The 23,998-nt window shown below is 66.5% G+C and carries 23 protein-coding genes; 21 read left to right on the plus strand and 2 right to left on the minus strand.

All coding sequences use genetic code 11. From position 1 onward, the window contains the following. Nucleotides 1-111 precede the first annotated feature (111 nt). From KHC28_RS00895 to rhmD, 4 genes are all read left to right on the plus strand, one after another. Nucleotides 112-957 (plus strand): fumarylacetoacetate hydrolase family protein, encoded by an 846-nt coding sequence (locus KHC28_RS00895; RefSeq protein ID WP_214006458.1) that lies wholly within the window; start codon nt 112-114, stop codon nt 955-957. A gap of 13 nt (nt 958-970) precedes the next feature. Further along, complete coding sequence (locus KHC28_RS00900) at nt 971-1,723, plus strand: SDR family NAD(P)-dependent oxidoreductase (RefSeq protein WP_214006459.1); 753 nt, start codon at nt 971-973, stop codon at nt 1,721-1,723. Between the two features lie 108 nt (nt 1,724-1,831). Further along, nucleotides 1,832-3,154 carry an MFS transporter gene (locus tag KHC28_RS00905; protein WP_214006460.1) on the plus strand — a complete coding sequence of 441 codons (1,323 nt, stop codon included), beginning with the start codon at nt 1,832-1,834 and terminating at the stop codon, nt 3,152-3,154. 63 nt (nt 3,155-3,217) lie between these two features. Continuing rightward, nucleotides 3,218-4,405, plus strand: coding sequence for an L-rhamnonate dehydratase (gene rhmD / locus KHC28_RS00910; RefSeq protein ID WP_214006461.1), 1,188 nt, complete (start codon nt 3,218-3,220; stop codon nt 4,403-4,405). A gap of 61 nt (nt 4,406-4,466) precedes the next feature. Here the strand turns inward: rhmD and scpC are convergent, their stop codons facing one another. Further along, nucleotides 4,467-5,975 (minus strand): succinyl-CoA:acetate CoA-transferase ScpC, encoded by a 1,509-nt coding sequence (scpC, locus tag KHC28_RS00915; protein ID WP_214006462.1) that lies wholly within the window; start codon nt 5,973-5,975, stop codon nt 4,467-4,469. A gap of 283 nt (nt 5,976-6,258) precedes the next feature. On the opposite strand from scpC, the gene KHC28_RS00920 reads away from it, so the two are divergent. Together KHC28_RS00920 and mepA are read left to right on the plus strand one after the other, a co-directional pair. Further along, complete coding sequence (locus KHC28_RS00920) at nt 6,259-7,296, plus strand: L,D-transpeptidase (RefSeq protein WP_214006463.1); 1,038 nt, start codon at nt 6,259-6,261, stop codon at nt 7,294-7,296. A gap of 14 nt (nt 7,297-7,310) precedes the next feature. Beyond that, nucleotides 7,311-8,225 carry a penicillin-insensitive murein endopeptidase gene (gene mepA, locus KHC28_RS00925; RefSeq protein WP_214006464.1) on the plus strand — a complete coding sequence of 305 codons (915 nt, stop codon included), beginning with the start codon at nt 7,311-7,313 and terminating at the stop codon, nt 8,223-8,225. Between the two features lie 91 nt (nt 8,226-8,316). Here mepA and KHC28_RS00930 read toward each other — a convergent pair whose 3' ends face one another. Further along, a complete protein-coding gene (locus KHC28_RS00930) occupies nt 8,317-9,942 on the minus strand; it encodes a GMC family oxidoreductase (protein ID WP_214006465.1) in 1,626 nt (541 codons plus the stop codon). 407 nt (nt 9,943-10,349) lie between these two features. On the opposite strand from KHC28_RS00930, the gene KHC28_RS00935 reads away from it, so the two are divergent. From KHC28_RS00935 to KHC28_RS01005, 15 genes are all read left to right on the plus strand, one after another. Next, the gene (locus tag KHC28_RS00935; protein WP_214006466.1) at nt 10,350-10,715 is read left to right on the plus strand and encodes an NADH-quinone oxidoreductase subunit A; all 366 of its coding nucleotides are present in this window, start codon (nt 10,350-10,352) and stop codon (nt 10,713-10,715) included. Next, the gene (locus tag KHC28_RS00940; protein WP_214006467.1) at nt 10,706-11,287 is read left to right on the plus strand and encodes a NuoB/complex I 20 kDa subunit family protein; all 582 of its coding nucleotides are present in this window, start codon (nt 10,706-10,708) and stop codon (nt 11,285-11,287) included. The genes KHC28_RS00935 and KHC28_RS00940 overlap by 10 nt, the downstream gene beginning before the upstream one ends. A gap of 77 nt (nt 11,288-11,364) precedes the next feature. Continuing rightward, nucleotides 11,365-11,979: an NADH-quinone oxidoreductase subunit C gene (locus KHC28_RS00945; RefSeq protein WP_214006468.1), complete on the plus strand. Its 615-nt coding sequence runs from the start codon at nt 11,365-11,367 to the stop codon at nt 11,977-11,979. Nucleotides 11,980-11,996: 17 nt separating this feature from the next. After that, nucleotides 11,997-13,214 carry an NADH-quinone oxidoreductase subunit D gene (locus tag KHC28_RS00950; protein WP_214006469.1) on the plus strand — a complete coding sequence of 406 codons (1,218 nt, stop codon included), beginning with the start codon at nt 11,997-11,999 and terminating at the stop codon, nt 13,212-13,214. A 36-nt stretch (nt 13,215-13,250) separates the two neighbouring features. Beyond that, nucleotides 13,251-14,006: an NADH-quinone oxidoreductase subunit NuoE gene (nuoE, locus tag KHC28_RS00955; RefSeq protein ID WP_214006470.1), complete on the plus strand. Its 756-nt coding sequence runs from the start codon at nt 13,251-13,253 to the stop codon at nt 14,004-14,006. Nucleotides 14,007-14,016: 10 nt separating this feature from the next. Beyond that, complete coding sequence (nuoF, locus tag KHC28_RS00960) at nt 14,017-15,318, plus strand: NADH-quinone oxidoreductase subunit NuoF (protein WP_214006471.1); 1,302 nt, start codon at nt 14,017-14,019, stop codon at nt 15,316-15,318. A 5-nt stretch (nt 15,319-15,323) separates the two neighbouring features. Further along, entirely contained in the window at nt 15,324-15,629 is a 306-nt protein-coding gene (locus tag KHC28_RS00965; RefSeq protein WP_246564117.1) for a pentapeptide repeat-containing protein, read from the plus strand. Then, a complete protein-coding gene (gene nuoG, locus KHC28_RS00970; RefSeq protein WP_214006473.1) occupies nt 15,629-17,707 on the plus strand; it encodes an NADH-quinone oxidoreductase subunit NuoG in 2,079 nt (692 codons plus the stop codon). The genes KHC28_RS00965 and nuoG overlap by 1 nt, the downstream gene beginning before the upstream one ends. 13 nt (nt 17,708-17,720) lie before the next feature. Further along, nucleotides 17,721-18,767, plus strand: coding sequence for an NADH-quinone oxidoreductase subunit NuoH (gene nuoH, locus KHC28_RS00975; protein WP_214006474.1), 1,047 nt, complete (start codon nt 17,721-17,723; stop codon nt 18,765-18,767). A gap of 1 nt (nt 18,768) precedes the next feature. Further along, entirely contained in the window at nt 18,769-19,032 is a 264-nt protein-coding gene (locus tag KHC28_RS00980; protein WP_214006475.1) for a hypothetical protein, read from the plus strand. Between the two features lie 10 nt (nt 19,033-19,042). Beyond that, nucleotides 19,043-19,531 carry an NADH-quinone oxidoreductase subunit NuoI gene (gene nuoI / locus KHC28_RS00985; RefSeq protein WP_013166662.1) on the plus strand — a complete coding sequence of 163 codons (489 nt, stop codon included), beginning with the start codon at nt 19,043-19,045 and terminating at the stop codon, nt 19,529-19,531. A gap of 92 nt (nt 19,532-19,623) precedes the next feature. After that, the gene (locus KHC28_RS00990) at nt 19,624-20,229 is read left to right on the plus strand and encodes an NADH-quinone oxidoreductase subunit J (RefSeq protein ID WP_214006476.1); all 606 of its coding nucleotides are present in this window, start codon (nt 19,624-19,626) and stop codon (nt 20,227-20,229) included. Nucleotides 20,230-20,232: 3 nt separating this feature from the next. Beyond that, the gene (gene nuoK, locus KHC28_RS00995) at nt 20,233-20,541 is read left to right on the plus strand and encodes an NADH-quinone oxidoreductase subunit NuoK (RefSeq protein WP_214006477.1); all 309 of its coding nucleotides are present in this window, start codon (nt 20,233-20,235) and stop codon (nt 20,539-20,541) included. Between the two features lie 13 nt (nt 20,542-20,554). Next, nucleotides 20,555-22,483 (plus strand): NADH-quinone oxidoreductase subunit L, encoded by a 1,929-nt coding sequence (gene nuoL / locus KHC28_RS01000; RefSeq protein WP_214006478.1) that lies wholly within the window; start codon nt 20,555-20,557, stop codon nt 22,481-22,483. After that, nucleotides 22,483-23,997, plus strand: coding sequence for an NADH-quinone oxidoreductase subunit M (locus KHC28_RS01005; RefSeq protein WP_214006479.1), 1,515 nt, complete (start codon nt 22,483-22,485; stop codon nt 23,995-23,997). The genes nuoL and KHC28_RS01005 overlap by 1 nt, the downstream gene beginning before the upstream one ends. The last annotated feature ends 1 nt before the right edge of the window (nt 23,998 follow it).

Here is a 23,998-nt window from a genome sequence, read left to right on the forward strand (position 1 = left end):
TGGTCAAGTCGAAGATTTCATTATCAAGTTATCGAGGCAGCCGCTACGGAATCCGCCCCAAGAAGGTCCTCCAGCCCAAGGCTGGCGAAACTCAGGGAAGGAGCGTTCGGGATGAAGCTTGTCCGTTACGGTCAACCGGGGGCGGAGCGTCCCGCCATCCTCGATGCGCAGGGCGTGCTGCGCGATCTTTCGGGCGTGGTGCCCGATATTGGCGGCGCGACGCTGCTGCCCGAAGGCCTCGCCAAGATCGCCGCGCTCGACCTGTCGACGCTGCCGGCGGTGGACGGCAATCCCCGCATCGGCGCCTGCGTCGGGCAGGTCGGCAAGTTCATCTGCGTCGGGCTGAACTACACCGACCACGCCGCCGAATCCGGCATGGCGATCCCCGACGAGCCGGTGCTGTTCATGAAGACCACCAGCTGCATCGTCGGCCCCAATGACGACGTCGAGATTCCCCGTGGTTCGGAAAAGACCGACTGGGAGGTCGAGCTCGGCATCGTCATCGGCAAGACCGCCAAATACGTGTCGAAGGAAGACGCCTACGACCACGTCGCCGGCTATTGCGTGATCAACGACGTCTCCGAGCGCCACTTCCAGCTCGAGCGCGGCGGCCAGTGGGACAAGGGCAAGGGCTGCGACACCTTCGGCCCGATCGGCCCGTGGCTGGTGACCACCGACGAGATCACCGACCCGCACGTGCTCGACATGTGGCTGGAGGTCGACGGCAAGCGCTACCAGAACGGCTCGACGCGCACGATGATCTTCGATGTGCCGACCATCGTGTCCTACATCAGCCAGTTCATGAGCCTGCAGCCGGGCGACATCATCTCCACCGGCACCCCGCCGGGCGTCGGCCTCGGCCAAAAGCCGCCGGTCTATCTCAAGGCCGGCCAGACCATGCGCCTCGCCATTTCCGGCCTCGGCGAGCAGCAGCAGACCACCGTTCCGGCGGCGTGAAGGAATTAGCCAGATGAACAAGCTCGACCTCACCGGCCGCGTCGCCATCATCACCGGCGGCGCCCGCGGCATCGGCTACGCCACCGCCGAGCGCATGCTCGCCTCCGGCGCCTCCGTCGCGCTGTGGGACATCGACGCCGCCCGCCTCGACGAGGCGGCGGCCGAACTCGGCAAGCTCGGCAAGGTGTCCACCCATGTCGTCGAACTGACCGACGAGGCCTCGGTCACCGCCGCCACCGAGGCGACGGCGGCGGCGCACGGCAAGATCGACATCCTGGTCAACAATGCCGGCATCACCGGCGGCAACGGCAAGCTGTGGGAGCTCGACACCGAGACCTGGCGCCGGGTGATCGACGTCAACCTCGTCGGGCCGTTCCTGACCTGCAAGGCCGTGGTGCCGCACCTGATCAAGAATGGCTGGGGGCGCATCGTCAACGTCGCCTCCATCGCCGGCAAGGAAGGCAACCCGAATGCCTCGCACTATTCGGCGTCGAAGGCGGGCCTGATCGGGCTGACCAAGTCGCTCGGCAAGGAACTGGCGACCTCGAACATCCTCGTCAACGCCATCACCCCGGCGGCGGCGAAGACCGAGATCTTCAACCAGATGAAGCAGGAACACATCGACTTCATGCTGTCGAAGATCCCGATGAACCGCTTCCTGGCGGTCGACGAGGCGGCGGCGCTGATCTCGTGGCTGTCCTCCGAGGACTGCGCCTTCTCCACCGGCTCGGTGTTCGACATCTCCGGCGGCCGCGCCGTCTACTGAGGCGGCGCCGGGAGACCGGCGACCGTTCCAAAAACAACAAGATCGCTGCGCCGGCTCGTCCCGGACGCAATGGCGGCATGTGTCCAGCTAACAAGGGAGGGCGCCCGCATGGTCGCGCAGACACCGACTCTACTCTCGACGATCAGCAAAGTCACGAAGCGGCTGCTGCCGTTCCTGCTGCTGATGTACATCCTGGCCTTCCTCGACCGTGCGAATGTGGGCTTCGCCAAGGCGGCCTTCCAGGCCGATACCGGCATCTCCAACGCGGCCTTCGCCTTCGGCGCCTCGATCTTCTTCCTGGGCTACGCCCTGTTCGAGGTGCCCTCCAACCTCATCATGCACCGCGTCGGCGCCAAAATCTGGATGGCCCGCATCATGGTGACCTGGGGCCTGATCTCGGCGGCGATGATGTTCGCCCACAACGAGACCACCTTCTACATTCTGCGCGTGCTGCTCGGCATCGCCGAGGCCGGCTTCTTCCCCGGTGTGATCCTGTATCTCACCTACTGGTTCCCGTCCTTCGCGCGCGGCCGGGCCATGGGCCTGTTCTATTTCGGCGCCCCGCTCGCCTTCATCTTCGGCTCGCCGCTTTCCGGCCTGCTGCTGGAATTCCAGGGCATTGGCGGCCTGCATGGCTGGCAGTGGATGTTCCTCGTCGAAGGCCTGCTCGCCTCGGTGGTCGGCGTCTGGGCGTATTTCTACCTCGACAACAAGCCGGCCGATGCCAAGTGGCTGACGGCGCAGGAAAAGACCGTGCTCCAGCAGGCCCTCGACTCCGAGGACACCGCCAAGCAGTCGCACGGCCCGCGCGGCACGCTCGCCGCGCTGAAGAACGGCCGCGTGCTCTACTTCTCGCTGATCTACTTCATCATCCAGATGAGCGTGTACGGCGTGGTGTTCTACCTGCCGACGCAAGTCGCCGGGCTGCTCGGCACCAAGGTCGGCCTGATGGTCGGCATCGTCACCGCCATTCCGTGGGTGTGCGCCATGCTCGCCACCTACTACCTGCCGCGCCTCTCCGACCAGACCGGCGAGCGGCGCCTGTTCGCCGGCGGCATCCTGGTGGTCTGCGCCGCCGGTATTGCCGCCTCGGTGGCCTCGGGCTCGCCGCTGCTGTCGATGATCGCGCTGTGCTTCGCCGCGGCCGGCTTCATCTCGGTGCAGCCGATCTTCTGGACCCTGCCGACGGGCTATCTCGGCGGCGTCGCGGCGGCCGGCGGTATCGCGCTGATCAACTCGCTCGGCTCGCTCGGCGGCTTCGTGGCGCCGAACGTGAAGAACTGGGCGGAAGCCACCTTCGAATCCGGCTCGGCGGGTCTCTACCTGCTCGCCCTGACCACACTGATCGGCGCCATCCTCGTCTTCGCGCTGGCTGCCATCGGGGTGGGCCGCGAGGCCCGCACGACCACGGCTCCGGCTTCTGGCCGCTGATTTCTTCTCCGCGGCGGTCGTCAGGACCGCCGCGGCTTCCTTCTACCGGGAGCTCGACACATCATGTCCATGCCGACCATCACGGCCGTCCGGGCCTTCACCGTACGCGGCGGCGGCGCCGACTATCACGACCAGCAGGGCTATCACTGGATCGACGATCACATCGGTACGCCGATGGGCAAGTATCCGGAATATCGCGAGAGCCGCCGGAGCTTCGGCATCAACGTGCTGGGCACGCTGGTCGTCGAGATCGAGGCCTCCGACGGTACGGTCGGCTTCGCGGTGACCACCGCTGGCGAGATCGGCGCCTTCATCGTCGAGAAGCACCTGTCGCGCTTCCTGATCGGCCGCCAGGTCACCGAGATCGAGAAGATCTGGGACCAGATGTATTTCTCGACCCAGTATTACGGCCGCAAGGGCGTGGTGCTGAACACCATTTCCGGCGTCGACCTCGCGCTGTGGGACCTGCTCGCCAAGGTGCGCAAGGAACCCGTCCACGCGCTGCTCGGCGGCCCGGTGCGCGACGAATTGCAGTTCTACGCCACCGGCGCGCGGCCGGACCTCGCCAAGCAGATGGGCTTCATCGGCGGCAAGCTGCCGCTGCACCATGTGCCGGCCGAGGGCGAGGAGGGGCTCAAGAAGAACATCGAGCTGCTCGCCGACATGCGCTCGCGCTGCGGCGACGATTTCTGGCTGATGTATGACTGCTGGATGAGCCTCGATCTCAACTACGCGACCAAGCTCGCCCACAAGGCTCATGAGTATGGCCTGAAGTGGATCGAGGAGGCGCTGTCGCCGGACGACTACTGGGGCTATGCCGAACTGCGCAAGAACGTGCCGAAGGGCATGCTGGTCACCACCGGCGAGCACGAAGCCACCCGCTGGGGCTTCAAGCTGCTGCTGGAGATGGGCTGCTGCGACATCATCCAGCCGGACGTCGGCTGGTGCGGCGGCGTCACCGAGCTGATCAAGATCTCCGCGCTGGCCGACGCCCATTCGGCGCTGGTCGTGCCGCACGGCTCGTCGGTCTACAGCTACCACTTCGTCATCACCCGCCAGAACTCGCCCTTCGCCGAGTTCCTGATGATGCATCCGGTGCCGGACCAGGTGGTGCCGATGTTCACGCCGCTGCTGCTCGACGAGCCGGTGCCGGTCAACGGCCGCATGAAGGCGAGCGCGCTCGACAAGCCGGGCTTCGGCGTGCGGTTGAACCCCGAGGTGAAGCTGCACCGTCCCTATATCAACGGCTGAGGAACCCGATCCTCGGTCGCGACTGTGGCCCGCCTCCCCCTGGAGGCGGGCCATTTTTCGTTCAGGCGGTCGCCTCGGCAGAGGACGGCATGCGGCCGGTCTCGCGCAGTGCGGCGTGCCAGGACAGCGCCTCCTCGATGAGGTGCGGCGTGTGGCCGCCGCGCGCCAGCGCCCGGCGATGGTAATCGGCCAGCGGCTCGCGATAGGAGGGGTGGACGCAATTGGCGAGGATCGCCTGCGCCCGCTCGCGCGGGGCGAGGCCGCGCAGGTCGGCGAGGCCGATCTCGGTGACCAGCACGTCGACGTCGTGCTCGTTGTGGTCGACATGGGAGACCATCGGCACCACCGAGGAGATGGCGCCGCCCTTGGCGATCGACTTGGTGACGAACACCGACATGTAGCCGTTGCGGGCGAAGTCGCCCGAGCCGCCGATGCCGTTCATCATGTGGATGCCGCCGACATGGGTGGAGTTGACGTTGCCGTAGATGTCGAACTCCAGCGCGGTGTTGATGCCGATGATGCCGAGCCGGCGCACCACCTCGGGGTGGTTGCTGATCTCCTGCGGGCGCAGGATCAGCCGCGGCTTGTAGTGCGGCAGCTTCGGCAGCACCTCGCGGTACTTGCCCGCCGACAGGGTGATGGAGGAGCCGGAGGCGAAATCGAGCTTGCCGGCATCGAACAGGTCGAAGGTCGAATCCTGCAGCACCTCGGAATACATGGTGAGGTTGTGGAACGGCGTCTCGATGAAGCCGTGCAGCACGGCGTTGGCGATGGTGCCGATGCCGGCCTGCAACGGCTGCAGCCGGTTGGTCAGCCGCCCCTTCTTCACCTCGTTGAGGAAGAACTCGGTGAGATGGCCGGAAATGGCGGCGGTCTCGGCGTCCGGCGGCAGCACGGTCGACGAGCTGTCCAGCTTTTCGGTGAAGACGATGGCGGCGATCTTGGCCGGGTCGACCGGAATGAAGGGCAGGCCGACGCGGCTCTGCGGCGCCACCACCGGGATCGGCTCGCGGTGCGGCCGGTGGGTGGGGATGTAGATGTCGTGCAGCCCCTCCAGCGTCACCGGCTGGGAGAGGTTGATCTCGACGATCACCTTCTCGGCGAGGATGGCGAAGCTCGCCGAATTGCCGACCGAGGTGGTCGGCACGATGCCGCCCTGTTCGGTGATCGCCACCGCCTCGATCACCGCGACGTCGACCGGGCCGAGCTGGCGGGTGCGCAGCATCTCCACCGTCTCGGACAAATGCTGGTCGACGAACATCACCTCGCCGGCATTGATCGACTTGCGCAGCGCCGGATCGGACTGGAAGGGGATGCGACGGGAAAGCGCGTGCGCCTCGGCCAGCGTCTTGTCGAGGTCGTTGCCGAGCGAGGCTCCGGTGATCAGCGTGATCTTCAAGGGCTCGGTGCGGGCGCGCTCGGCGAGCGCCATCGGCACCGCCTTGGCCTCGCCGGCGCGGGTGAAGCCGCTCATGCCGACTGTCATGCCGTCCCTGATAAGCCGCGCGGCCTGCTCGGCGCTGGTCACCTTGTCCGCCAATGGGGCGTAGCGCAGGCGGTCCTCGTGCATGGCGTCATTCCTCCCGGTCTCGTTCGCCGGCATCCGCGGTCCGGTGGCGAGCTTCGGTCAGGAGAGGCACGCGGGACGCCGCAGGCGGCGCGGCATGTTTCGCCGCCGCGTGCGGCCGGCGCCAGTTCGACCTTCGGCCGGGTATGAGCGGAGCGCATGGCGGCGGGACCCGGCGAGGGAGGCCGCACTAACGTAAACGAGACATTAATCGTTGTCGTTCAGCATGTTGGCCTCTCGTCGCCTGGGGATTATCCTTAACAGGGCCGAAAAAGAGGATTCGCTCATGACGAATGGCTGGGCGCGCTCGACATTGAGCCGGCGCCATCTCATCGGCCTCTTCGGCCTTGCCGCCCTGTTGCCGCTGCGCCCGTCGGCAGCCGCCGCGCAGGGCGCCGATCCCGGCGACGCCGCGACCAGCGACCTGACCTCGGTCGCCGACATGAAGCCCGGCCAGTATGCGTGGCATCCCGAGCGGGCGCCCGAGGGCTTCGTCGCCATCATCGTCTCGCTGCCGGACCAGCGCTGCTACGTGTATCGCAACGGCGTGCGCATCGGCGTCTCCACCTGCTCGACCGGCCGCGCCGGCCACGAGACGCCGGTGGGGGTGTTCACCATCCTGCAGAAGGATGTCGACCACCATTCCTCGCTCTATGACGACGCGCCGATGCCCTATGCCGAGCGGCTGACCTGGTCGGGCGTCGCGCTGCATGCCGGTGGGCTGCCCGGCTACCCGTCCTCGCATGGCTGCGTGCACCTGCCGATGGCGTTCTCCAAGCTGCTGTTCAGCGTCACCCATTTCGGCACGCCGGTGATCATCGCCGACGCACATTCCCAGCCGGCCGACGTGCTGCATCCCGGCCTGGTGCTGCCGGCCGACGCCACCACGGCGATCCGGACCGAGGCGCCGAAGGATGACAGCCCGGCCGCGGTCGCCGCCGCCGCGCAGATGGCGGCGGAGAACGCCGTCTCCATGGTGGTGAGCGGCGCCGACAAGCAGCTGACCGTCCTGAAGAACGGCGCGGTGGCGCTCACCGCGCCGGTGACTATCCGCGATCCCGGCACGCCGCTCGGCAATGTCGTCTATGTGCTGAAGAAGGTGGCGGGCGACGTCGCCTGGACCGCGCTCGGCTTCGAGGGCAACGGCGCCGGGCCCGGCAAGGTGGCGGCCGCCATTGACCGCATCACCGTGGCGCCGCAGGCCAACCAGCAGCTCGCCCAGCTGCTGGTGCCGGGCTCGACGCTGTTCGTGACCGATCTGCCGGCGGATGCCTCGACGCGGACCGACAAGGGCTTCGTCGTGATGTCGCAGGCGATGAGCTGAGAGGGGAGGCCGGGATGCGCCGTCTTCTCTCGGTTCTCGCGCTTGCCGGGCTGGCGCTGGCCGGCGTTCCCGGCGCGTCGCATGCGCAGGAAGACGCGCCGCCGCCGGCCGCCAAGCCCGCTGCCGCCGGTGCCACGCCGGCCAAGGTGCTGTTCGGCGCGGTGAAGCAGCCGGCCTCCGGGCTGGCGCCGCGCGCCATCGGCTTCTATTCGCGCGGCTGCCTCGCCGGCGGCGAGGCGCTGCCGGTGACTGGGCCGACCTGGCAGGCGATGCGGCTGTCGCGCAACCGCAACTGGGGGCATCCCGATCTCATCGCCTTCCTCGAGCGGCTGGCTGCCCAGGCGCCGAAGGTCGGCTGGTCCGGCCTGTTGGTCGGCGACATGGCGCAGCCGCGCGGCGGACCGATGGCGACCGGCCATGCCTCGCACCAGATCGGCCTCGACGCCGACATCTGGCTCACCCCGATGCCGAGGAAGGTCTTCACCGCCAAGGAGCGCGAGGACGTGTCGGCGACGATGATCGTGCGGCCGGACCGGCTCGACGTCGACGCCCAGGTGTGGACGCCGGCCCATGTCGCCATCATCCGCGCCGCCGCGCAGGACGATAGGGTGGAACGGGTGCTGGTGAATGCGGCGATCAAGAAGGCGCTGTGCCGCGATGCGCGCGGCGACCGCTCCTGGCTGCAGAAGGTGCGGCCCTATTGGGGGCACGACTACCATATGCATGTGCGCATTTCCTGCCCCGCCGGCAGCCCGGATTGCCGGCCCCAGGACGCGGTGGTGCCGGGGGACGGTTGCGACAAGCTCGACTGGTGGTTCTCGGACGGCGTGCTGCATCCCAAGCCGCCGAAGGTGCCGCCCAAGCCGGCGCCGCCGGTGACGCTCGCCGACCTGCCGCCGTCCTGTACGGCGGTGCTGAAGGCACAGTAGGTCCTGGCGCTCCGCGACGGGGGCTGGATTCAATACGCTGGCGCCTGTTCTCGTTGCGAAAGCCTTTCAGCCTTCGCGACGAGAACAGGCTCTAGCGTGCGTCGGCGCGGATCATCGCCGCCGCCTTCTCGGCGATCATCATGGTGGGAGAGGCGGTGTTGCCGGAGACGATGGTCGGCATCACCGAGGCGTCGACCACCCTCAGCCCCTCGATGCCGAATACCCGCAGCCGCTCGTCGACCACCGCCAGCGGGTCACTCGGCAGTCCCATCTTGGCGGTGCCGACCGGGTGGAAGATGGTGGTGCCGATCTCGCCGGCGGCGCGGACCAGGCTGTCCTCGTCGTCGCCGACCGAGGGGCCGGGCAGGAACTCCTCCGGGCGGAGCGATGCCAGCGCCGGCCGCTTCACGATGCGGCGGGCGACGCGCAGGCTGTCGGCGGCTACCTGCCGGTCTTCCTCTGTCGCGAGGTAGTTCGGGCGAATCGCCGGAGCCGCCGCCGGGTCGACGCTGGTGAGGCGCACATCACCGCGGCTGGTCGGGCGCAGATTGCACACGCTCATGGTGAAGGCGGGGAAGGGGTGCAGCTTCTCGCCGAACTTGCCGAGCGACAGCGGCTGAACGTGGAACTCGATGTCGGCGCGCTCCCTGTCCGGCCGCGAGCGGGTGAACAGGCCGAGCTGCGACGGCGCCATGGTGAGCGGCCCGCGCCGGAACAGGGCGTATTCCAGCGCCATCGACGCCTTGCCGATGAGCGAGTGGGTGCGCTCGTTGAGCGTATGGGCGCCGTGCACCTTGTAGATCAGCCGCAATTGCAGATGGTCCTGAAGGTTGGCGCCGACGCCCGCCCGGTCGAGGGCGACACCGATGCCGTGACCGGCCAGTTCGGCACCCGGGCCGATGCCCGACAGCATGAGGACCTGCGGCGAGCCGATGGCGCCGGCCGAGAGGATCACCTCGCCACGGGCGCGGGCGGTGCGGGCGACGCCGTCCTGCCGGTAGGCGATGCCGACGGCGCGGTGGCCCTCGAGAATCACCCGCTCGGTGAGGCAGCCGGTGCGCAGGGTGAGGTTCGGCCGGTTCAAGACGGGCTTGAGGAACCCTCGCGCGGCGCTCCAGCGCAGGCCGCGCTTCTGGTTGACCTGGAAATAGGCCGAGCCCTCATTGTCGCCGGTGTTGTAGTCGTCGATCGGAGGAATGCCGTCCTGCGCCGCCGCCTCGCGCACCTTGTCGAGCAGCGGCCAGGTGAGGCGCGGGAATTCGACGCGCCACTCGCCGCCGGCGCCGTGCATGGCGCTGGCGCCGCGATAATGGTCCTCGTGGCTCTTGAAGATCGGCAGCACGTCGTCCCAGCCCCAGCCGGCGAGCCCGAGCTGTCGCCAGCCGTCATAGTCGCCGGCCTGGCCACGCATGTAGATCATCGCGTTGATGGCGGAACAGCCGCCGACCACCTTGCCGCGCGGATAGGCGAGGGCGCGGCCGTTGAGGCCCGGCTCGGCCTCGGTGCGGAACATCCAGTCGGCGCGGGGATTGCCGATGGCGAACAGGTAGCCGACCGGGATGTGGAACCAGATCCAGTTGTCGCGCCCGCCGGCTTCCAGCAGCAGCACGCGCCTGCGCGGGTCGGCGGAGAGCCGGTTGGCGAGCACGCAGCCGGCCGAGCCGGCCCCGACGATGATGTAGTCGTAATGTTCGCCGCCGGGCGTGTCGTCGGTCATGAGGCACCTGTTCCTGCTGCCGCGCCGGGAGCTCCGACGCGACCCGTTTCTGGCGCATTCCGGGTCGGATCGCCACTGGCCAGGAGCAGACTCACCGGAGGTGGAAGGGTGCCGCGGTGGGGCGGTCGCGGGGGTGGCGCGGGGCAAGCGCACCCCTCTCCATGCGGTATCAGACGAAAGTCTGGTGTCACGATATTGTCCCAACGAACCAAGAGGATGCCGCAATGCGGCGTAAACCGTTGGGAACGTTGGGTCGGCTGTGAATTTTGTATGCCACGGCTTACGTAACGCTCATCGACGCCCTTGCCCTCTCTGGGACGGTGCGATAAGCCTGCCCTGTGCTTTGAATATTTCGCAACTGAGGTTGCGCGCCGGACGGCGCCCACGCACCGGGGAGGATGCGGCTCATGAGTAGCTTGCTGCAGGATTACCTGCCGGTCGTCATTTTCATCGGGGTGTCGGCCGTCATCGGGATCGCCCTGCTGGTGGCCCCCTTCATCGTCGCCTTCTCCCGGCCCGATCCGGAGAAGATGTCGGCCTATGAATGTGGCTTCAATGCGTTCGACGACGCGCGCATGAAGTTCGACGTCCGTTTCTATCTGGTGTCGATCCTCTTCATCATCTTCGATCTCGAGGTCGCCTTCCTGTTCCCCTGGGCCATCACCTTCGGGGAGCTGGGTAATTTCGGCTTCTGGTCGATGATGATTTTCCTGGCCGTGCTCACCATCGGCTTTGTCTACGAATGGAAGAAGGGAGCGCTCGAATGGGATTGAGCGCCGCGAACACTCCCCTCGTCGCTCCGGCGGCGAAGGGAATCATCGATCCGAACACCGGCCGGCCGATCGGCGCGACCGATCCGTTCTTCGTCGAGGTCAACAACGAGCTGGCCGACAAGGGCTTCCTCGTCACCGCCACCGACGAACTGATCAACTGGGCGCGCACCGGCTCGCTCATGTGGATGACCTTCGGCCTCGCCTGCTGCGCGGTGGAGATGATGCAGGTCTCCATGCCGCGCTACGACGTGGAGCGCTTCGGCTTCGCGCCCCGCGCCTCGCCTCGCCAGTCCGACGTGATGATCGTCGCCGGCACGCTGACCAACAAGATGGCTCCGGCCCTGCGCAAGGTCTATGACCAGATGCCGGAGCCGCGCTACGTCATCTCCATGGGTAGCTGCGCCAATGGCGGCGGCTACTACCACTACTCCTACTCGGTGGTGCGCGGCTGCGACCGGATCGTGCCGGTCGACATCTATGTGCCGGGCTGCCCGCCGACGGCGGAAGCGCTGCTGTATGGCGTGCTGCTGCTGCAGAAGAAGATCCGCCGTACCGGCACCATAGAACGCTAACGACTGCGAACGCTGAACTATTGCGAACGCCGAACGACCGACGCCGGGCGCGAGAGAGCGGGCAAGACGGGTAAGACATGGACGAGACGCTGAGAGAGCTTGGGGCGCACATCGCCGAGGCGTTGCCGGATGCGATCGACGAGATCGTCGTCGCCTATGGCGAGCTCACCGTGACGGTGCCGGGCGCCGAGGTGGTGAAGGTGCTGACCTTCCTGCGCGACGACCCGTCCTGCCGGTTTGTCAGCTTCATCGACATTTGCGGTGTCGACTGGCCGAAGCGCGAGAAGCGCTTCGACGTCGTCTACCACTTGCTGTCGCCGACGCTGAACGCCCGCATCCGGGTGAAGGCCGAGACCGACGAGACCACGCCGGTGCCGTCGGCGACCTCGGTATTCGCCGGGGCGCTGTGGTTCGAGCGCGAAGCCTACGACATGTACGGCATCCTGTTCTCCGGCCACCCGGAGCTGCGGCGCCTGCTCACCGATTACGGCTTCGACGGCTATCCGCTGCGCAAGGACTTCCCGACCACGGGCTTCGTCGAGGTGCGCTATGACGACGAGCGCAAGCGCGTCGTCTACGAGCCGGTGAAGCTCGCGCAGGAGTTCCGCAATTTCGACTTCCTGTCGCCGTGGGAGGGGCCCGACTACGTGCTCCCGGGCGACGAGAAGGCTTCTGCCCCCAAGGCCGGTTGAGGCGGAGTGACGAGACCATGAACGCCGCTGTCAGCACGACATCCGCCAAGACGACCGATCCGAACGTCCGCAACTTCCAGATTAACTTCGGCCCGCAACATCCTGCCGCGCATGGTGTTTTGCGTCTCGTGCTGGAGCTTGACGGCGAGATCGTTGAGCGTGTCGACCCGCATATCGGCCTGCTGCATCGCGGCACCGAGAAGCTGATCGAGACCAAGACCTACACCCAGGCGATGCCCTATTTCGACCGGCTCGACTATGTCGCGCCGATGAACCAGGAGCACGCCTTCTGCCTCGCCGTCGAGCGGCTGCTCGGGGTGACGGTGCCCAAGCGCGGCCAGCTGATCCGCGTGCTCTATTCCGAGATCGGCCGCATCCTGTCGCATATGCTCAACGTGACGACGCAGGCGATGGACGTCGGCGCGCTCACCCCGCCGCTGTGGGGCTTCGAGGAGCGCGAAAAGCTGATGGTCTTCTACGAGCGCGCCTCGGGAAGCCGGATGCACGCCGCCTATTTCCGTCCCGGCGGCGTCCACCAGGACCTGCCGCGTCAGCTGGTGCAGGACATTCTCGACTGGATCGATCCGTTCCTGAAGGTCTGCGACGACCTCGAGGGCCTGCTCACCGACAACCGCATCTTCAAGCAGCGCAATGTCGACATCGGCATCGTGTCGCTGGAGGACGCCTTCGCCTGGGGTTTCTCCGGCGTGATGGTGCGCGGCTCCGGCGCGGCCTGGGACCTGCGCAAGTCGCAGCCCTACGAGTGCTATGACGAACTGGAATTCGACATTCCGATCGGCAAGAACTGCGACAATTACGATCGCTACTGTATTCGCATGGAGGAGATGCGGCAGTCGGCGTACATCATGCGCCAGTGCTGTCAGCGTCTCCTCAACGAGACCGGCCCGGTCTCGGCGGTCGACAACAAGATCGTCGCGCCCAAGCGCGGCGAGATGAAGCGCTCGATGGAAGCGCTCATCCATCACTTCAAGCTCTATACCGAAGGCTTCCATGTCCCGGCCGGCGAAGTCTACGCCGCAGTGGAAGCGCCCAAGGGCGAATTCGGTGTCTATCTGGTGTCGGACGGCACCAACAAGCCCTATCGCTGCAAGATTCGCGCGCCAGGCTTCGCCCATCTTCAATCGATGGATTTCATGTGCCGCGGCTACATGCTCGCGGACGTTTCGGCGATCCTCGGGTCGCTGGATATCGTGTTCGGGGAAGTGGACCGCTGAGCCGCAGGCTCAGGGGTTCGATCGGAAGGGTACGGCATGTCGGTCCGTAGGCTTGCGCCCAAGGAATTGCAGCCCGAGAGCTTCGCCTTCACGGCGGAGAATCTGGCTTGGGCGGAAAAGACCATCGCCAAATATCCGGCTGGCCGGCAGGCCAGCGCGGTGATCCCGCTGCTCATGCGCGCGCAGGAGCAGGCGGATGGCTGGGTGTCGGAACCGGCGATGCGCTATATCGGCGAGATGCTCGGCATGGCGCCGATCCGCGTCTACGAGGTCGCCACCTTCTACACGCAGTTCCAGCTGCTGCCGGTCGGCAAGAAGGCGCATATCCAGGTCTGCGGCACCACGCCCTGCATGCTGAAGGGCGCCGGCGACCTGATGAAGGTCTGCAAGAAGAAGATCCATCCCGAGCCCTTCCACCTCAACGAGAGCGGCTCGCTGTCGTGGGAAGAGGTCGAATGCGCCGGCGCCTGCGTGAACGCGCCGATGGTGCAGGTGGTGAACGAGGTGTTCGAGGACCTGACCCCGGAGATCCTCGAAGGCATCATCGACGCCTTCGAGCGCGGCGAGAAGCCGGCCGTCGGCCCGCAGAACGGCCGCAAGAGTTCCGAGCCGGTCACCGGTCTTCGCGTGCTGACCTCGCCGGAGCTGTATGACGGCTCGATGGTCGGCAAGGGTGTGGGCCTCGCCGCCGCGCGCGAGGCGATCGCCGCCCGCGAGGCCGCCGCCGCGCAGCCCAAGCCCGTCGAGCCGCCCGCCGCCCCGGCGAAGCCCGACGCGCCGAAGTCGAACTGAGGAGCGACCCATGCTGGCCGACAAGGATCGCATCTTCACCAACATCTACGGCTACCAGGACTGGGGCCTGCCGGGCGCGCTGAAGCGTGGCTCATGGGACGGCACCCGGACCATCCTCGATGCCGGCCGCGACTGGATCATCGACCAGATGAAGGCGTCCGGCCTGCGCGGCCGTGGCGGGGCGGGCTTTCCCACCGGCCTGAAATGGTCGTTCATGCCCAAGCAGTCGGACGGGCGCCCGCACTACCTCGTCGTCAACGCCGACGAATCCGAGCCCGGTACCTGCAAGGACCGAGAGATCCTGCGCCACGACCCGCATCACCTGGTCGAGGGCTGCCTGATCGCCGGCTTCGCCATGGGCGCGCACGCCGCCTATATCTATGTGCGCGGCGAGTTCATCCTCGAGCGCGAGCGTCTCCAGGCGGCGGTCGACCAGGCCTATGAGGCCAAGCTGATCGGCAAGAACAACGTGCATGGCTGGGACTTCGACATCGTCGTCCACCATGGCGCCGGCGCCTATATCTGCGGCGAAGAGACCGCGCTGATCGAGAGCCTGGAAGGCAAGAAGGGCCAGCCGCGCCTCAAGCCGCCGTTCCCGGCCAATGTCGGCCTCTATGGCTGCCCGACCACGGTGAACAACGTCGAATCCATCGCGGTGGCGCCGACCATCCTGCGTCGCGGTCCGGCATGGTTCTCCGGCATCGGCCGCGCCAACAATGTCGGCTCCAAGCTGTTCGGCATTTCCGGTCACGTGAACACGCCCTGCATCGTCGAAGAGGCTATGGGCATTCCGTTCAAGGAGCTTATCGACAAGCACGGCGGCGGGGTGCGCGGCGGCTGGGACAATCTGCTCGCCATCATCCCCGGCGGCGCGTCCTGCCCGGTGATCCCGGCGGCGGACTGCGAGGAGCTGATCATGGACTTCGACGGCTGCCGCGCCGCGAAGTCCTCGTTCGGCACCGCCGGCGTGCTGGTGATGGACAAGCAGACCGACATCATCCGCGCCATCGCCCGCATCTCCTACTTCTTCCGGCACGAGAGCTGCGGCCAGTGCACGCCCTGCCGCGAAGGCACCGGCTGGATGTGGCGGGTGATGGACCGCATGGCGGAGGGCCGCGCCCAGAAGCGCGAGATCGACCTCCTGTTGCAGGTCACCACCCAGATCGAGGGTCACACCATCTGCGCGCTCGGCGACGCCGCCGCGTGGCCGGTGCAGGGCCTGATCCGGCATTTCCGTCCCGAGATCGAGAAGCGGATCGACCAGTATTCGGCGAACCCCCATTCCGATCCGGTGCCGGTGGCGGCGGAGTGATGAGGATGGAGCTTCGCAAAAGCGTCGAGCTGATTGATGCAAATGACGTCAATTTGTCGGGTTCGGTGTTCGTCAACGTCAATCTGTCCGGCGCGCGCTTCGATGACGTCAACATGTCGGGCTGGTCGGTGAAGAACGTCAATTTCTCCGGTCTCACGCTGGAGCGCGCGAATGTGTCGGGCGCGCGCATCACGCATGCCGACCTCGTCGGCGTGTCGATCTCGGAATGCCGGCTCGACGGCCTGCGGATCGATGGAATTCTCGTGACGGACATGCTGGCGGCGTATCGCGCAGCGCATGAGGCGAACTGATGGCCAAGCTCATCGTCGACGACATCGAGGTCGAAGTCCCCGCCGAATACACGCTGTTGCAGGCGTGCGAGGCGGCGGGCGCCGAAATTCCGCGCTTCTGCTTCCATGAACGGCTGTCCATCGCCGGCAATTGCCGCATGTGCCTCGTCGAGGTGAAGGGTGGTCCGCCCAAGCCGCAGGCGAGCTGCGCCATGAGCGTGCGCGACCTGCGCCCGGGCCCGAATGGCGAGCCCCCCGTGGTGCTCACCAAGAGCCCGATGGTCAAGAAGGCGCGCGAAGGGGTGATGGAGTTCCTGCTCATCAACCACCCGCTGGACTGCCCGATCTGCGACCAGGGCGGCGAGTGTGACCTGCAGGACCAGGCCATGGCCTATGGCGTGGACACCTCCCGCTACGCCGAGAACAAGCGCGCGGTCGAGGATAAGTATATCGGCCCGCTGGTGAAGACCTCGATGACGCGCTGCATCCAGTGCACGCGCTGCGTCCGCTTCACCACCGAGGTGGCCGGCGTCTCCGAGCTCGGCGCCATCGGCCGCGGCGAGGACATGGAGATCACCACCTATCTCGAGGCGGCGCTCTCCTCCGAATTGCAGGGCAACGTGGTCGACCTCTGCCCGGTCGGCGCGCTGACCCAGCGTCCCTATGCCTATCACGCCCGTCCGTGGGAGCTGGTGAAGACCGAATCCATCGACGTGATGGACGCGGTCGGCTCCAACATCCGCGTCGACACGCGCGGCCGCGAGGTGATGCGCATCCTGCCGCGTCTCAACGAGGACGTGAACGAGGAGTGGATCTCCGACAAGACCCGCTACATCTGGGACGGCCTGAAGACCCAGCGCCTCGACCGCCCCTATGTGCGCGTCGGCGGCAAGCTGCGTCCGGCGGGCTGGCCGGAAGCCTTCGCCGCCATCGCCGCCAAGGTGAAGGGCGTGCCGGGCAACCGCATCGGCGGCCTCGTCGGCGATGTGGCCTCGGTGGAGGAAGTGTTCGCGCTGAAGCAGCTGCTGACCGCGCTGGGCTCGGCCAATATCGACTGCCGGCAGGACGGGACCAAGCTCGACCCGGCGCTCGGCCGCGCCTCCTACCTGTTCAACGCGACCATCGCCGGCATCGAGCAGGCCGATGCGCTGTTGATCGTCGGCGCCAATCCGCGCCTTGAGGCCTCGGTGCTCAATGCCCGGATCCGCAAGCGCTGGCTGCACGGCAATTTCCCGATCGGGCTGATCGGCGAGGCGGTCGACCTGACCTATGGCTATGACTATCTCGGCGCCGGCACCGATACGCTGGCCGACCTCGTCGGCAGCGGCACCTTCGCCGAGACGCTGAAGAACGCCAAGAACCCGCTGATCCTCATCGGCCAGGGCGCGCTTTCCCGGCCGGACGGCGCGGCGGTGCTGGCGCTCGCCGCGCGGCTCGCGGTGGCGGTCGGCGCGGTGAAGGACGGCTGGAACGGCTTCTCCGTGCTGCACACGGCGGCCTCGCGCGTCGGCGCGCTCGATGTCGGCGCGGTGCCCGGCGCCGGCGGCCTCGACGCGGTGGCGATGACCAATCCGGGCGGGGCCGAGGTGATCTTCGCGCTCGGCGCCGACGAGATCGACATCGCTCCGGGGGCCTTCGTGGTCTATATCGGCACCCATGGTGATCGCGGCGCCCATCGCGCCGACGTCATCCTGCCGGGCGCCGCCTATACCGAGAAGTCCGGCACCTATGTGAACACCGAGGGGCGGGCGCAGATCGCCAACCGCGCGGCCTTCCCGCCGGGCGAGGCGCGCGAGGAATGGGCGATCCTGCGGGCGCTCTCCGACGTGCTCGGCAAGAAGCTGCCTTTCGACAGCCTCGGCCAGCTGCGCGCCGCGCTCTACGCCGCCCATCCGCATCTCGCCCGCATCGACCATGTCGAGCCGGCCGACGCGCAGGCGGTCATCGATCTCGGCGCCAGGGGCGGGGAGACGGCGAGCGCGCCGTTCCACGCCGCGGTGACCGCGTTCTACCTCACCAATCCGATCGCCCGTGCCTCCGCCGTGATGGCGGAATGCTCCGCGCTCGCCCAGAACCGCCTCGCGGCGGCGGCCGAGTGAGGGGGAGGGGAGCATGACCGAGACCGTGACCACCACCTGGTTCGACACCCTCATCCACGTCCTGATCATCGTCGCCCAGAGCCTCGGGCTGCTGGTCGGCCTGCTGATCATCGTCGCCTATGTGCTGCTGGCCGACCGCAAGATCTGGGCGGCGGTGCAGCTGCGCCGCGGCCCCAACGTGGTCGGGCCCTTCGGCCTGTTCCAGTCCTTCGCCGACCTGATCAAGTTCGTGCTGAAGGAGCCGGTGATACCGGACGGGTCCAACAAGGGCCTGTTCCTGCTGGCGCCCTTCGTCACCTGCATGCTGGCGCTCGCCGCCTGGGCGGTGATGCCGATCAGCGCCGGCTGGGTGGTCGCCGATATCAATGTCGGCGTGCTCTATATCTTCGCCATCTCCTCGCTCGGCATCTACGGCGTGATCATGGCCGGCTGGGCGTCGAACTCGAAGTACCCCTTCCTGTCGGCGCTGCGCGCGGCGGCGCAGATGGTGTCCTACGAGGTCTCGATCGGCTTCGTCATCGTCACCGTGCTGATGTGCGCCGGCTCGCTGAACCTGTCGGCGATCGTCGAGGCGCAGAACGGCTCGCTGGGCATGTTCGGCTGGTACTGGCTGCCGCTGTTCCCGATGTTCGTGATCTTCTTCATCTCGGCGCTGGCCGAGACGAACCGCCCGCCCTTCGATCTTGGCGAGGCGGAATCCGAACTGGTCGCCGGCTTCATGGTGGAATACGGCTCGACACCCTACATGATGTTCATGCTGGGTGAGTACGTGGCGATCATGACCATGTGCGCGCTGACCACGATCCTGTTCATGGGTGGCTGGCTGCCGCCCTTCCCGATTGCGCCCTTCACCTGGGTGCCGGGGATCGTGTGGTTCCTGCTCAAGGTACTGCTGGTCTTCTTCATGTTCGCCATGGTCAAGGCCATGGTGCCACGTTACCGCTACGATCAACTGATGCGCCTGGGCTGGAAAGTGTTCCTGCCGATCTCGCTGGCGATGGTGGTGCTGGTGGCGTCGGTGCTGCATTTCACCGGCCTGGCGCCGGGTGCCGGAGGCTGACATGAGCGAGGGGACGCTGGCCGGGCTTTTCGAAGCCTCAGCCGTCGCCTGGATGGGAGCGCTGATCGGTCTGCTGATCGGCGTGCTCGAATGGTTCCTACTGCCGCGGCTGATGGAAACATCGATCCGCGGCTCGCGAGAGGCCCGCAAGCTGAGCCGTGATCAGCTTGAGGGTGTGATTTCCTGGTGGAAGACGGTGATCCGGGTGTTCGCCGTCTCGATGCCGCTGCTGGGCTTTGGGCTCGCCGCGGCGATGGCGGAGTGAGGAGAGCGACATGAGGTTGGATCTGGCGGCGCGCCAGCTGCTGCTCACCGAGTTCGTCTCGGCGTTCTTCCTGGCGATGCGCTACTTCTTCAAGCCGAAGGCGACGCTGAACTATCCCTTCGAGAAGGGGCCGGTGAGCCCGCGCTTCCGCGGCGAGCACGCGCTGCGCCGCTATCCGAACGGTGAAGAGCGCTGCATCGCCTGCAAGCTGTGCGAGGCGATCTGCCCGGCGCAGGCCATCACCATCGAGGCCGGTCCGCGCCGCAACGACGGCACGCGCCGCACCACGCGTTACGACATCGACATGGTGAAGTGCATCTATTGCGGCTTCTGCCAGGAGGCGTGCCCGGTTGATGCCATCGTCGAGGGGCCGAACTTCGAGTTCGCCACCGAGACGCGCGAGGAACTCTACTACGACAAGGCCAAGCTGCTCGCCAATGGCGACCGCTGGGAACGCGAGATCGCGCGCAACATGGCGCTCGATGCTCCGTATCGCTGAGCGGCGGGAGACGACAAGGTGATCGACGTGACGGGAATGGGCGTTCGCGCGGCGGCCGGTGGCACGGCCGGAAATTTCAGGGAGTGCCGGGCATGAGCCTTGCCGCGCTGTTCTTCTATCTCTTCGCCGGTGTGGCGGTGGCCTCGGCCTTCATGGTCATCGCCTCGCGCAACCCGGTGCATTCGGTGCTGTTCCTGATCCTCACCTTCGTCAACGCGGCGGGGCTGTTCATCCTGATCGGCGCCGAATACCTCGCCATGCTGCTGGTGGTCGTCTATGTCGGCGCGGTGGCGGTGCTGTTCCTGTTCGTGGTGATGATGCTCGATGTCGACTTCGTCGAGCTGCGCCAGGGCTTCCTGCAGTACCTGCCGGTGGGCGTGCTGATCGGCCTCGTCTTCCTCGCCGAGCTGGTGCTGGTGTTCGGCTCCTGGACGTTCGGCCAGGGCGTCACCGGCGCGGTGGCGGCGGGGCCATCCGACGTCACCAACGCGGTGCAGATCGGCCGGGTGCTCTACACCGACTATGTGTATTTCTTCCAGGCGGCGGCGATGATCCTGCTGGTGGCGATGATCGGCGCCATCGTGCTGACCCTGCGCCACAAGCCGAACGTCAAGCGCCAGAGCATTCCGGTGCAGAATGCGCGCACCAAGAAAATGGCGATGGACGTCGTCAAGGTGCCGTCGGGCAAGGGGCTCTGAGCCATGGTCATCGGTCTTCCCCACTATCTGACCGTGGCGGCGATCCTGTTCACGCTCGGCACGCTCGGCATCTTCCTCAACCGGAAGAACGTGATCGTCATCCTGATGTCGATCGAGCTGATCCTGCTGTCGGTGAACATCAACTTCGTGGCCTTCTCGGTTTTCCTCGGCAATATCACCGGACAGATCTTCGCGCTGTTCGTGCTGACGGTGGCTGCCGCCGAGGCAGCCATCGGCCTCGCCATCCTCGTGGTGTTCTTCCGCAATCGCGGTTCGATCGCCGTCGAAGACATCAACACGATGAAGGGTTGAGGGAGACCCGAGCATGTATCAGGCGATCGTCTTCCTCCCGCTTGCAGGCTTCCTGATCGCGGGGCTGTTCGGCCGGGCCATCGGCGCGCGTGCCTCCGAGCTCATCACCACCGGCTTCCTGTTCGTTTCGGCGCTGCTGGCCTGGATCGTGTTCTTCCAGACCGCCTTCGGCGGCGGGGGCGGCACGGTCGAGATCTTCACCTGGATGGCGTCCGGCCATCTCGATGTGAAATGGGCGCTGCGCGTCGACACGCTCACCGCGGTGATGCTCATCCTGGTCACCACCGTCTCCTCGCTCGTGCACCTCTATTCGATGGGGTACATGCATGAGGATCCGAGCCGGCCGCGCTTCTTCGCCTATCTGTCGCTGTTCACCTTCGCCATGCTGATGCTGGTGACGGCGGACAACCTCGTCCAGCTGTTCTTCGGCTGGGAGGGCGTCGGCCTCGCCTCCTACCTGCTGATCGGGTTCTGGTACGACAAGCCGTCGGCCTGCGCCGCAGCCATGAAGGCGTTCATCGTCAACCGCGTCGGCGACTTCGGCTTCGCGCTGGGCATCTTCGCCGTCTTCATGATGACCGGCTCGGTCGCCTTCGAGGAGGTGTTCGCCACGGCGCCGTCGCTGATGGACAAGTCCATCCACTTCATCGGCATCGACTGGCACGCCCCGACCATCATCTGCCTACTGCTGTTCGTCGGCGCCATGGGCAAGTCGGCGCAGCTCGGCCTGCACACCTGGCTGCCGGACGCGATGGAAGGCCCGACCCCGGTGTCGGCGCTGATTCACGCCGCGACCATGGTGACCGCCGGCGTGTTCATGGTGGCCCGCCTGTCGCCGCTGTTCGAGCTGTCGCAGACCGCGCTCAACGTGGTGATGTTCTTCGGCGCCTCCACTGCGATCTTCGCGGCGACGGTCGGCTGCGTGCAGAACGACATCAAGCGCGTCATCGCCTATTCGACCTGCTCGCAGCTCGGCTACATGTTCACCGCGCTGGGCGCCGGGGCCTATTCGGTCGGCGTGTTCCACCTTCTCACGCACGGCTTCTTCAAGGCGCTCCTGTTCCTCGCGGCCGGCTCGGTCATCCATGCGATGCACCACGAGCAGGACATGCGGCACATGGGTGGCCTGTGGCGGAAGATCCCGTTCACCTACGCCACCATGCTGATTGGCGGCCTCGCGCTGACCGGGTTCCCCTTCACCGCCGGCTATTTCTCGAAGGACGCGATCATCGAGACCGCGTTCATGAGCCACAGCCCGGTCCACACCTATGCCTTCGTGATGACGGTGGCGGCGGCGGCGCTGACCTCGTTCTACACGTGGCGGCAGATGTTCATGACCTTCCATGGCCATCCGCACGACCACCATCACTACGAGCACGCGCATGAATCGCCGCTCACCATGCTGATCCCGCTTGGCGTGCTGTCGATCGGCGCCCTCTTCGCCGGTATGATCCTCTACCCGTATTTCGTCGGGCACGACGTCGAGCACTTCTTCCGCGAGTCCCTGTTCTTCGGGCCGGACAACAAGATCCTCGAGGAGATCCATCACATCCCGGCCTGGGCCAAGTGGTCGCCGACGGTGATGATGGTGGGTGGCTTCGTGGTCGCCTACTGGATGTACATCGTCAATCCGGCGGTGCCGAGGGCGCTCGCGAAGCAGAACGACGTGCTGTACCGCTTCCTGCTCAACAAGTGGTACTTCGACGAGCTGTACGACTTCCTGTTCGTCCGTCCGACCATGTGGCTCGGCCGCTTCCTGTGGAAGCAGGGTGACGGGCGCGTCATCGACGGCTGGGGGCCGAACGGCATCTCGGCCCGGGTGATCGACGTCACCAACCGCGTCGTCCAGCTGCAGACCGGCTATCTCTACCACTATGCGTTCGTGATGCTGGTCGGCGTCGCCGCCCTGATCACCTGGTTCATGTTCGGGGGCGCGCACTGATGTACGACTGGCCCATTCTTTCGGTCGTGACCTTCCTGCCGGTCGTCGGCGCGCTGCTGATCGTGCTGATGATCCGCGGCGACGACGAGGTCGCGCAGCGCAACGCCCGCTGGGTCGCGCTGTGGGCGACCCTCGTCACCTTCCTCATCTCGCTGCTGCTGCTGTTCGGCTTCGACCCGTCGAGCACCGACTTCCAGTTCCAGGAGAACCGTGCCTGGCTCGGCGACATCGCCGCCTATCGCATGGGCGTCGACGGCATCTCCATGCCCTTCGTGCTGCTCACCACGCTGCTGATGCCGATGTGCATCCTGGCGAGCTGGGAGTCGATCCATGTGCGCGTCAAGGAGTACATGATCTGCTTCCTGGCGCTCGAGACGCTGATGATCGGCACCTTCTCGTCGCTGGACCTGCTGCAGTTCTACATCTTCTTCGAAGGCGGCCTGATCCCGATGTTCCTCATCATCGGCATCTGGGGCGGCAAGCGGCGCATCTACGCCACCTTCAAGTTCTTCCTCTACACGCTCGCCGGCTCGGTGCTGATGATGCTGGCCATCATGGCCATGTACTGGCAGGCCGGCACCACCGATATCCGCGTGCTGCTGACGCACGGCTTCCCGGCGGGCATGCAGACCTGGCTATGGCTGGCCTTCTTCGCCTCCTTCGCGGTGAAGATGCCGATGTGGCCGGTGCACACCTGGCTGCCGGACGCCCACGTCGAGGCGCCGACCGCCGGCTCGGTCATCCTGGCCGGCATCCTCCTGAAGATGGGCGGCTACGGCTTCCTGCGCTTCTCGATCCCGATGTTCCCCGACGCGTCGCTGTATTTCGCGCCGCTCGTCTACACGCTCTCCGTGGTGGCGATCATCTACACCTCGCTGGTCGCGCTGATGCAGGAGGACATCAAGAAGCTCATCGCCTACTCCTCGGTGGCGCATATGGGCTTCGTCACCATGGGCATCTTCACCATGACCCAGGAGGGTATCCAGGGCGCGGTGTTCCAGATGGTGAGCCACGGCTTCGTGTCCGGCGCGCTCTTCCTGTGCGTCGGCGTGGTCTATGACCGCATGCACACCCGCGAGATCGCCGCCTATGGCGGCCTCGTCCACCGCATGCCGGTCTACGCGACCTTCTTCATGGTGTTCACCATGGCGAATGTCGGCCTGCCCGGCACCTCCGGCTTCATCGGCGAGTTCCTGACCATGCTGGCGGCGTTCGGCCGCAACAGCTGGGTGGCGTTCTTCGCCGCCACCGGCGTCATCTTCTCGGCGGCCTATGCGCTCTGGCTCTACCGGCGCGTGATCTTCGGGCCGCTGGAGAAGGAGAGCCTGAAGGACATTCTCGACGTCAACCGCCGGGAACTGGCCTCGCTGGTGCCGCTGCTGTTCTTCACCATCCTGTTCGGCGTCTGGCCCGGGCCGATCCTGGAGGCGTGCAACGTCGCCGTGCAGGCGATCGTCTCCCGCGCCGATGTCGCCGCCGGCGTGGCCAAGGCCGCCGCTCTGGCGCTGTACTGAG

Source organism: Ancylobacter sonchi, assembly GCF_018390695.1.
Lineage (GTDB): Bacteria > Pseudomonadota > Alphaproteobacteria > Rhizobiales > Xanthobacteraceae > Ancylobacter > Ancylobacter sonchi.